Annotated in this window: 9 protein-coding genes; 6 read left to right on the forward strand and 3 right to left on the reverse strand. The window is 48.8% G+C overall.

Annotated elements, in window-relative coordinates:
* Positions 1-439: 439 nt before the first annotated feature.
* The 6 genes from Q0369_RS03360 to Q0369_RS03385 all read left to right on the forward strand — a co-directional run bounded on the left by Q0369_RS03360 (position 440) and on the right by Q0369_RS03385 (position 8,236).
* On the forward strand, positions 440-1,120 hold the full coding sequence (locus Q0369_RS03360; RefSeq protein ID WP_177387592.1) for a F0F1 ATP synthase subunit A: 681 nt from the start codon (positions 440-442) through the stop codon (positions 1,118-1,120).
* Positions 1,110-1,334, forward strand: coding sequence for a hypothetical protein (locus Q0369_RS03365; protein WP_298095983.1), 225 nt, complete (start codon positions 1,110-1,112; stop codon positions 1,332-1,334). Before Q0369_RS03360 ends, Q0369_RS03365 begins: the two co-directional genes overlap by 11 nt.
* A 113-nt stretch (positions 1,335-1,447) precedes the next feature.
* On the forward strand, positions 1,448-2,869 hold the full coding sequence (gene gatB, locus Q0369_RS03370; protein ID WP_298095986.1) for an Asp-tRNA(Asn)/Glu-tRNA(Gln) amidotransferase subunit GatB: 1,422 nt from the start codon (positions 1,448-1,450) through the stop codon (positions 2,867-2,869).
* A gap of 991 nt (positions 2,870-3,860) precedes the next feature.
* Positions 3,861-4,754, forward strand: coding sequence for an NAD(P)H-dependent glycerol-3-phosphate dehydrogenase (locus tag Q0369_RS03375; protein WP_298095998.1), 894 nt, complete (start codon positions 3,861-3,863; stop codon positions 4,752-4,754).
* A 525-nt stretch (positions 4,755-5,279) separates the two neighbouring features.
* Complete coding sequence (locus tag Q0369_RS03380; RefSeq protein ID WP_298095989.1) at positions 5,280-6,521, forward strand: uracil-xanthine permease family protein; 1,242 nt, start codon at positions 5,280-5,282, stop codon at positions 6,519-6,521.
* 266 nt (positions 6,522-6,787) lie between these two features.
* Positions 6,788-8,236 carry a DKNYY domain-containing protein gene (locus tag Q0369_RS03385; RefSeq protein WP_298095992.1) on the forward strand — a complete coding sequence of 483 codons (1,449 nt, stop codon included), beginning with the start codon at positions 6,788-6,790 and terminating at the stop codon, positions 8,234-8,236.
* Positions 8,237-9,031: 795 nt separating this feature from the next.
* Here Q0369_RS03385 and Q0369_RS03390 read toward each other — a convergent pair.
* From Q0369_RS03390 to Q0369_RS03400, 3 genes are all read right to left on the reverse strand, one after another.
* Positions 9,032-9,436, reverse strand: a complete 405-nt coding sequence (locus Q0369_RS03390; protein ID WP_298096001.1) for a DJ-1/PfpI family protein — start codon at positions 9,434-9,436, stop codon at positions 9,032-9,034.
* Between the two features lie 2 nt (positions 9,437-9,438).
* On the reverse strand, positions 9,439-9,603 hold the full coding sequence (locus tag Q0369_RS03395; protein ID WP_298095995.1) for a hypothetical protein: 165 nt from the start codon (positions 9,601-9,603) through the stop codon (positions 9,439-9,441).
* A 201-nt stretch (positions 9,604-9,804) separates the two neighbouring features.
* On the reverse strand, positions 9,805-9,962 hold a 158-nt coding region (locus Q0369_RS03400; RefSeq protein WP_298096004.1), incomplete at its 5' end, for a sigma factor-like helix-turn-helix DNA-binding protein.

The following is a 9,962-nucleotide window of genomic DNA, read 5'->3' on the forward strand; positions in this document are numbered from 1 at the left end:
CTTGGAATTCTTGGAATTCTTGGAATTCTTGGAATTCTTGGAATTCTTGGAATTCTTGGAATTCGCCACGGCGCCGTCGCGGTAGAATTTTATCGTGCTTTTCGTATCTTTAAACACAAATTTTACCGCCAACCGGCTTAGAGCTTCGCCGTATGTGCCAGATTAATTCTATATTTGCAATAATGGCGAATTGGCAGTGTAGCCGCAAATTTCGTACTTACCAGCTAAAATTTTGTCATTTGCTGTAAATATGGAGCTAAATGCCAAAAAAACGCAAAATTCCCGCATAAATGGCGCGTAAGCTAGACGAAAGTGCTGGGCAAGTAAGCGGTGTGAGAACTCGCAAAGCTCAAAATTTTACTCGCTGACGCAAATTTAAATATACTTTAACGAATAGAAGTGTAAAATACGCCACAAATTTCAACGATCAAGGGTTTTTATGCTAAAAGACATCTTTCTTTTCGGCGGTTTAATTTCTTACGACCACACTTTTATCTACCTTTTTTACTTCTTTTTGGTCGTCGCTATCATCGTAGCCGTCGCGCTTTGCTCCACTCGCTCTCTTCAGCTTGTGCCACATGGCATGCAAAACATCGCCGAAGCCTACCTGAGCGGCGTGCTAACGATCGGTAAGGACGCGATGGGTAGCGAGGAGCAAGCCAAAAAATATCTTCCGCTAATCGCAACATTGGGATTTGTGATATTTTTTAGTAACGTTATCGGCTTGGTGCCGGGCTTTGAGTCGCCGAGCGCAAGTCTAAATTTAACCCTTTCGCTTACGCTTTGCGTTTGGTTGTATTACCATTTTGAGGGCGTTCGCGAGCACGGCGTGATCAACTACCTAAAGCACTTTATGGGACCGGTGAAAATCCTAGCGCCGTTTATGTTCGTCATAGAGATCGTCTCGCATTTTTCGCGCGTCGTATCGCTTTCGTTCCGACTTTTCGGAAACATCAAAGGCGACGATACCTTCCTGCTCGTTATGCTTACTCTAGCTCCTGCGCTAGTACCGATGGTGCCGTTTGCGCTGCTTACTTTTATGGCGATTTTGCAGACTTTTATTTTCATGGTTTTAAGCTACGTTTATCTAGCGGGCGCCGTGATCGTCGATGAGCATTAATTTTAAGCGAAATTTCTTATACTTCCTCGTAGGTGCGTCGTTCGGATTGATTTTCGTCGGCGCATTCGTCTTTTTTGCCTATCCGTCATTTTATTTTTTGGGGTTAAAATTCCTCTTCATCTGCACCGCTCCCGGCGTGATATGTGTCATCATCACCTGCCTGATGGTCGATATTTTCGATCTGAAAGAAAAGCTCCTTCATGGCGGCGAGTAGAATCTATCCGATTAAATTTTAAAATTTAGCCTCTGCCGCGCGCCGCTGCAAGCGAGTATTAAAGCAAAAAATTGTAAAATTACGCGAAATTTTTATTCTAAAAGGTTAAGTTTATGTTTGAAACCGTGATCGGCCTGGAGGTACACTGCCAGCTAAATACCAAAACCAAAATTTTCTGCTCCTGCCCCACGAGCTTCGGCGACGAGGCGAATTCGCACGTCTGCCCGACCTGCCTAGCGCTTCCCGGCGCTCTTCCGGTGCTAAACGAGGAGGCGGTTAAAAAAGCCATCAGTTTCGGCACCGCCGTCAATGCAACGATCAATCGCAAGTCGGTATTCGACCGCAAAAACTACTTCTATCCCGACCTTCCCAAGGCGTATCAAATTTCGCAGTGGACGATCCCGATCGTCGAGCACGGCGAGCTTTTTATAGCCGTGGACGGACAGAGCAAGCGCATCGGTATCACGCGCGCGCACCTAGAGGAGGACGCGGGCAAGAATAATCACGAAAGCTCGCGCAGCTTGGTCGATCTAAACCGCGCCGGCACGCCGCTTTTGGAGATCGTAAGCGAGCCCGATATGCGCTCTGCGGACGAGGCGGTCGCGTATCTAAAAAAACTCCACAGCATTTTGCGATTTTTAAATATTAGCGACGCGAATATGCAGGAAGGCTCATTTCGCTGCGACGTAAACGTCAGCATCCGCCCGCAAGGCGAACAAAAGCTCTACACGCGCGTGGAAATTAAAAATTTAAACTCCTTTAAATTTATCCAAAAGGCGATCGAGTTCGAAGTGGAGCGTCAGATCGAAGCGTGGCAGGACGGCAAATATGATCAAGAGGTCGTGCAAGAAACGCGCCTTTTTGACACCGCTAAGTTCATCACCAAGCCGATGCGCAGCAAAGAAGACAGCGCCGAGTACCGCTACTTCCCAGACCCCGACCTACTAACCGTGATCGTGGATGACGAGATGCTAGCTGCTGCGCAGCAGATCCCCGAGCTGCCCGATCAGAAAAAGGCCCGCTACGTCCGCGAGCTAGGCGTTAAAGAGAAGGATGCCGAGATCATAATCTCGACCTACGAAAACGCGCGATTTTTCGAGGATCTGATCGCGGCTGGGCATGAGTCGAAACTCTGCGTCAGCTGGCTTACCGTCGAGCTTGCGGGCAGGCTCAAAAACGGCGTTACGATCGAGGACTCGCCAGTAAACAGCGCGAAGATGAATGAGCTTTTAAGCGCGATCGAAGGCGGCGCAGTGTCGCAAAAGGCCGCCAAAGAGGTGCTTGATTATCTAATGGAGCACGACGAGGCTGTAAGCTCGGTCATCGATAAGCTTGGCTTGAGGCAAGTAAGCGACGACGGCGCGATTTTGCAGATCATAGCGCGCGTGATGAGCCAAAACGAGGACAAGGTCGCGGACTATCGCGGCGGCAAGGACAAGCTATTCGGCTTCTTCGTAGGCCAAGTGATGAAAGAGGGCAAGGGTGCGTTTAATCCTGCGAAAGTAAACGAGCTTTTAAAACAGAAGCTGGGTTGATTTCGCAGCTTCTGCGGCGGCGAACGACGAATAAAAGGCGGCGGAGCGCATGCGATAGATGAAGCTCTTAGGGATAAAATTTTAAATCTGCTCGCAGCGTTTTGCTTCGAGCTAAAGCTTTAACGCGCCAATGACGAAGGCTTTTCGTGTTATATTTCATTCGGCGCGATCTCTGCGGCTACCTGCTCTCCTCGCGCACGTTTTGTTCTTTTGAGTTCGTTTTTTCTCGTGCGGGCTGTTTGCATCAAGTGTCGGTCTGCGACGGAGGGGTTTAAGAAGCACGTCCGTTAGGAATTTTACTTACGGCTATCGTCAAAGCGCGGCAAAGCTTGCAGGGAATGCGTAAAATTACTCTGCCTGAGGTAGCAAAAACGGCAACTCGGGTGCGCGGATAGGATCGAATACGTAGGGTCGAATTTGAGTGGCGAGTCGATGTGTAGGCTAAATTTAATCAATCGCCGTGTCGGATACGCACGCGTGCCTCAAACCTTGCGCCAAACGATAACGTGGTGAGCGAGACCGCAAGATCATCTAGGCTCAAAGCACGCCTTGAGAGATTTAAGCAGATTTAAAAGCGCGATTTGCGATCGGGCGTCTGAGTAAAATTTTTAAAAATTTGATTTGCCGCAGCGATGCACGAGTGAAATTTAAAACGTATAATGAAGTTTCAAAATTCTCATTCGTTCACTGCCGCGCCTTTTGTGAAAGTGTTTTTTGGCGGAAGAGCAAAACCTTAAAAGTATGAAATTTTAGCGAGGTAAATTTTAAAAAAGCGAAGTTTTGGCTGAGTAAATTTCAAAAGCGCAAAATTTTAACGAGACGAAATTTTGACAAGATAAAATTTCAAAAAGCGAATTTTAAAGCGTGGCTTCGACTAGCATTTGTGCAGGCTCATGTCGGCGCTTTTGGGCTAAATTTTCAAAGAGCGGGAATTTTAAGAGAATGAAATTTGAAAAACCGCAAATTTGCGAATAAATTTTTAAAAAGGAACATAATGAAAATCGCGGTTATCGGCGCTGGCAAATGGGGTAGTGCGCTTTTTGATGCGCTTAGCGTAAAAAACGAATGCGTCATCACTTCGCGCACGCCAAGACAAATTCCGCATTTTGTAAGCGTGAGTGAGGCATTGGAGTGCGAAGCGCTCGTTTTCGCGCTCGCAGCGCAGCAAACTGCGCAGTGGCTGGATCAAAATTTCACCTACAAAAATCAAAAAATTCTAGTCGCTTCCAAGGGCATTGACGTGGCTAGCGGCAGGTTTTTGAACGAAATTTTTGAATCTCACGTCGCGCGCGGCAATCTTGCTTATTTATCAGGTCCGTCGTTTGCCACCGAAGTCATGCAGAAGCTGCCTTGCGCGCTCGTCGTAAGCTCGTGTAACGAAAATCTAGCCGAACTTTTCGCAGGTGCCTTCCCTGCCTACATCAAGACCTACACGAGTGGCGATATCATCGGCGCAGAGGTGTGCGGCGCGTATAAAAACGTCATCGCCATCGCTAGCGGCGTTTGCGATGGGCTTGAGCTCGGCAATAACGCTAGAGCGAGCTTGATCGCACGCGGCATCGTAGAGATCGCGCGCTTTGGCAAGTTTTTCGGTGCTCGAGACGAGACCTTTTTGGGCTTAAGTGGCGTGGGCGATCTGTTTTTGACCGCCTCGAGTGCGCTATCGCGAAACTACCGCGTGGGGTTAGGACTTGCGCGCGGCAAAGGGCTCGAGGAAATTCTGCGCGAGTTGGGCGAGGTCGCCGAGGGTGTAGCTACGACCGAAGCGGTCGTAAATATCGCGGCAAAGCACAAGATCTACGCTCCGATCGCTACCGAGGTCGCGCAAATTCTGCGTGGCAAGGACGTAAGAGCGAGCCTGAAGGATCTGCTGCGCAAAAAATAGCCGTGCGACGGAATTTACTCGCTAAATTTTAGCGGTAAATTCGGCCTGCATAGTTTTGATTTATCCGCTATGTTTGTGAAATTTAGTTGCTGGTTTGCGGATTTTGGTCGGTGTCCGTTTGGATCTACTTACGCGGCTTTGACTTAAAATTTAGCTTTAAGCTTGAGTGCGAAATTTTAAAGCGAGGTCGTAAAATTTTAAAAAGAGGCTAAAATTTTAAAACATTTAAGATGGATCGTAGGTAGTTTAGAAGCGCTACTGCTTCGTTCTGCTTGCGGTCGCAGGTGGTTGACGGCTGAGGGTTGAGTGGATTGCTCTTCCGTGACTGCGGCGAGTTAAAATTTTACAGAATGTTGGTGTATTATAAATTTTAATACAGGAGCCAAGGCGAAGGATCGCGAGATGGATTTAAGGGTTGCGACGTAAAATTTAGCGAAGATAAGGCATATAGCCTATCAAGCTAAATTTTTACTAGCTCCGTTAAAGACGCTCGCGAGGCAAGCCGCAAAGATAAAAGAGGAGAAGATGGAAAAATACGAAGGCTACAATCTCAGGCTACGCGACGCTCTCGTCGGCGTACAGTTTCTATTCGTCGCGTTTGGCGCGCTCGTGCTCGTGCCGATATTAACGGGGCTTGATACGTCCGTGGCACTGTTTACGGCGGGCATCGGCACGCTACTGTTTCAGCTCATCACGCGCAAACACGTCCCGCCGATCTTTCTCGCATCTAGTTTCGCGTTCATCGCGCCGCTAAGCTTTGGCGTGAAGGAGTGGGGCATCGCCGCGACGATGAGCGGAGTGATCGCGGCAGGACTTTTTTACGTGGTTTTAAGCCTGCTTATTAGGTTAAAAGGCGAGGGCTTTTTACATAAAATTTTACCGCCCGTAGTCGTTGGTCCCGTCATCATGACGATCGGTCTCATCCTCTCACCCGCGGCCGTAAATATGGTCATGGGCAAGGGCAAAGAGGCGCTTTATACGCAAGGTCAGTCGCTTACCATCGCGCTCATCTCGCTCTCGGCTGTCATCGTCGTTATGATGTTTGGCCGCGGCATGCTGCGCCTCGTGCCGATACTTTGTGGCATCGCGGCTGGATACTGCGCGTCGCTATTTATCGGCATCGTGGATTTTACTCCGATTTTAAATGCGCCGTGGTTTGCGCTGCCAAATTTTACCGCGCCGGTTTTTAAGCTCGAAGCGGTGATCTACATGGTGCCTATCGCCATCGCGCCCGCGATCGAGCACATCGGCGATATGCTTGCGATCAGCAACGTCACGAAGGAAAATTTCCTCAAAAATCCGGGGCTTAAAAGCACGCTGCTTGGCGACGGGCTCGCGACGTCGCTGGCAGGCTGCTTCGGCGGCCCGCCAAACACCACCTACTCCGAGGTCACGGGCGCAGTCAGCATCACGAAAGCTTACAATCCCGCCATCATGACCTTTGCCGCTCTTGCGGCGATACTACTAGCCTTCGTGGGCAAGCTCGGCGCCGCGCTCTCCACGATCCCCGCTCCCGTCATCGGCGGCATCATGCTGCTGCTTTTCGGTATCATCGCTAGCGTGGGCATGGAGACCTTGATCAAAAACGGCGTGGATCTAGCCGAGCCGCGCAATATGATCATCGTCGCGCTCATCTTCGTCTGCGCGATCGGCGGCATGGTGCTGGACTTTGGCGCTATGAGCTTTAGCGGCGTGGGACTTGGCGCGCTCATCGGTATCACGCTAAATTTGGTTCTGCCAAAGACCAAGCATTTTGACGGATACTAAGTTAAATTTGCGCGGAAACAGGGCGAGCTGAGGCTCGGCATCTTCTGGAAATTTTGTTTTGAGTTAAATTCGTGTGAAAGTGGGTTAAATTTGCGCGGAGCGTGAGTCATTTCGCGCGGTTGCGGATAAATTTGAGCTTGGACTTTGCCGTCAAATTTACCCGCAGCTTTCGACGTCAAATTTACCGCAGCCTAAATTTTAAAATTTCCCCTGCAAGCGCTTTTAAATTTCTAACGTTTTAAACTAGCAAGATATATAATTGCCTTATGAAAAAGGCAGATAATTTAAGTAAATTTGATAAAAAGGCGCTAAAGCTCCTCTTTGCGGTGCTTTTCGTGCCGCTCTTCGTCTCGCTCGTTTTTATCTATGAGTTATCGGTGTATGACCGCTTGCGCGAGCTGCCCGCGTACGCGCAAAAGATCGGCCGCAGCGATTATTATAATATCGGCGGCAAAATTTATCTACGCTCTTGGAATTTTGCTCCCTACGAGTTAGAGGGCGGCGCGGACGCGGCGAGCTTTCGCGCGCTTGATACCGGCAGATACTCCTACACAAACGTCGGCATGGACGCTAGTAGCGTATTTTGCGGCGCTCGAAAGATGTCGGGGCTGGATCCCGCTCGCACTCAAAAGATCGGCTCTCGCTACTACAGCGACGGGCGCGTGAGCTACTTCTGCTCGGATGTCACGCAGCGCACGGGCGGCGCGATAAGCTACATTTACAAGGTATTTTTCCACGCCTTTGGGCTCTCAAAGTGGCCGCAGGAGTACAACTACCCCTACGCGAGGCTGGATACTAGCGCGCCCATCTCGCCGCTGACCGAGAGCCCGTACGTCGCAACCGACGGCGAGCAGGTATTTTACGAGGGTAAAATTTTAGAGGGTGCGGACGCAAAAAATCTAAAACAGATAAGGCGAAAAATCATATACGAAGACGGCCCCGAGCTGCCCGCGCACTTTCGCTTGATCGATAATTGGCTAAGCGACGGACGCAGCGTTTATAAAGGCGGCGAGAGGTTAAATTTCACGCCTAACGAGCAGATGTATCTGATGGAACCAAACGCTGGCATAGAGTTTCTTTTTGATCCCACCACGGGCGCGGTGTTTATGGACGGCGAGAGATTTGATGCTGCAAACGAGCCCTATACGCCGCTAAATTTTCGCTCCGGACATCAGGAATACATGCTGTTTGCGAGCAAAAACGGCATATTTTATCTAAGCAAGGATAAAATTTTAAATCGTCCGCGCGGCAGCGACATCGAGGGTCGGATAAAAGATGCGCTTTGGTACGTTTATTATAAATTTGGCGGAGACGCCAGCCGGCTAAGTGCGCTAAAAAGGGCAGGCGATAACCCGTTTAAAGGCGCCGTGCGGCAGATCTCGGAGAAGCTTTTGAAAGATGACGCGGGATTTTACTATCTAAATTTCTACTCGCATAGCGTCTACGTCACGGGTCGCAGCGGCAGGCATCTGGATAAGCGGACGAATTTCATCGAGCTGCGAAAGATCACGCTAGACGTGCATGATGATGAGGTGATGGCGCAGATCGCGGACGAGGCGGCTCGAAATTCCGAGATGTCGCAGCAGGTCTTTACCGCGCAGGACGTGGAGTATGAAAACGGCGCGGCCTTTTATATGTATTGCCTTGCGGTGGTTTTATTGCTCGGAGCTTGGATTTACAGCCACCTTAGAAAGCGCAGCTTGCGACGCGGTTAAATTTAGCGGTGCGACGGAAGGTAAATTTAGAGTGAGACAAAAATACCGACATCGTGTTATCAAGCACACCCTTGGCTACGGAAGGTAAATTTTAAGAGCGGGACGGCACGGCGGAGCAGTAAATTTAGATAGTGTTGCGGTTGTCGGCGCAGCAATGCGGCAAAATTTGGGTACTGCGATTACGAGTACGACAAGTGTAAGTAAAGAGAGACGGCTTTACCATATTTTTAAAGCGTTCCATTATGGGCAAGGCATCATGGCGGTGGGATGTGATAAACGGGCTATAAAAGCTAGAGGTATTGCATTGTATGTCGGCGCGCAATAATGAGGCGGCGGAGATAACGGGACGCGGTATAAGGTGGCACAATGAGATGTACAAAGCAAGCTTTGTAGCTTTGGCTTTATGAGACCTATTTAATTTCGCCGTGCGAGGATTATTGAGGCATGGTGAGCTCCGCTAAATTTAAAGGCGAGACGGGAAAGACGTCGTTTTTGCTTACGACGATGGGCGCGTGCTGAAGTAACCACTTTGGCGGCGCACTTTGTTTTAAATTTCATAGCGTCTGTTGGCTTAGGCTCGCGCCGTATATAATTTTAGTGGCAAAACGAGCGTAAAATTCCATGCTGCATTTGCACGGAAGCACGCAAACTAAGGTATTGCGTTAGACCTAGCAAGCGTTGATGTCGTACCGCTTCGGCAAAATTTCATTTTCAGTATTTTTTGTATCTCATTTGTGCTTATATGCTCGAGTGTTGCTTCGGCAAAATTTTATTTGTTAAACGCGCGCTGCCTACTTATCGCCACATTTGTTCGCACTGGGCAATTTTTGCTTCGTCTATATCTCCTAAGGCGCGCAGCATTTGAATAGTAAAATCAATAAATGCGTTTCCATTTGCTGTGATCATTTTACCGTCTACTACGGCTTCGCGATTTGTTTGTATAAAGGCATGCTTATTTTTGTATTTTGGCAAATTAACGATGTCTGCTAGACTATTTGCGGTGTGATGGCAGTCATTTAGCGCTCCTGCCGCCGCTAAGAAATACGCCCCGTCGCAAATACCGCCTACCACCTTGCCTTGTTGTTTAAATTCCTCTATTAAATTAGCAATTTTTGAGGCGTTTTCGCTAGGCAGTTCGCGCCATGAATTTCTAGCGCCGATTAACACGATTGCCGCGGCATCTGGCGAAATTTCATCTATTGTTAAATCAGGTTTTGCGCGTAAAGCTCCGAACGATACTTTCTCGTTTTTATCGGTTGAGAGGCATAAAGGATGCTATAGTCCGTGAAATATCGTAGTGCGGGAGCCAGTAGCGAAGCCTCCCAGTCGGCAAAGCCGTCTAAAATAACGATTACTAAAGTTTTCATAAAGTCTCCTTGAATAACCTACACTACTCAGTTCGGTTCGCATATCAAACTAAGCAAAATCGTAGAATTTATAAAATTTTTTAGAATTCCGCTTTGGATTTAGAACGGAATTCTATGATTTTTCAGGTACGCGCGATAACATCGCTTTAAAAAGCCCCGTCACCTCGGCGTGTCGCTAGATCGCTATATCTGCGTTTTGTTCTAGCTCTCGATATAGGTTTTTAGTTTGCGGCCGATTTTTGGGTGTTTTAGCTTTTTGATCGCCGAGCTTTCGATCTGGCGGACGCGCTCGCGAGTGATGTTGAGCTCCTTGCCGATCTCTTCAAGCGTGCGGTCGCTCTCGTCGTCAAGCAGTCCGA

The sequence above is a fragment of the uncultured Campylobacter sp. genome (assembly GCF_938030685.1).
Classification (GTDB): domain Bacteria; phylum Campylobacterota; class Campylobacteria; order Campylobacterales; family Campylobacteraceae; genus Campylobacter_B.

Excerpts from the sequence above, each read along its gene's own strand:
- gatB (WP_298095986.1), top strand. The coding sequence starts at position 1,448 with ATGTTTGAAACCGTGATCGGCCTGGAGGTACACTGCCAGCTAAATACC.
- Q0369_RS03365 (WP_298095983.1), top strand. The coding sequence starts at position 1,110 with ATGAGCATTAATTTTAAGCGAAATTTCTTATACTTCCTCGTAGGTGCG.
- Q0369_RS03380 (WP_298095989.1), top strand. The coding sequence starts at position 5,280 with ATGGAAAAATACGAAGGCTACAATCTCAGGCTACGCGACGCTCTCGTC.
- Q0369_RS03395 (WP_298095995.1), bottom strand. The coding sequence starts at position 9,603 with ATGAAAACTTTAGTAATCGTTATTTTAGACGGCTTTGCCGACTGGGAG.
- Q0369_RS03385 (WP_298095992.1), top strand. The coding sequence starts at position 6,788 with ATGAAAAAGGCAGATAATTTAAGTAAATTTGATAAAAAGGCGCTAAAG.
- Q0369_RS03360 (WP_177387592.1), top strand. The coding sequence starts at position 440 with ATGCTAAAAGACATCTTTCTTTTCGGCGGTTTAATTTCTTACGACCAC.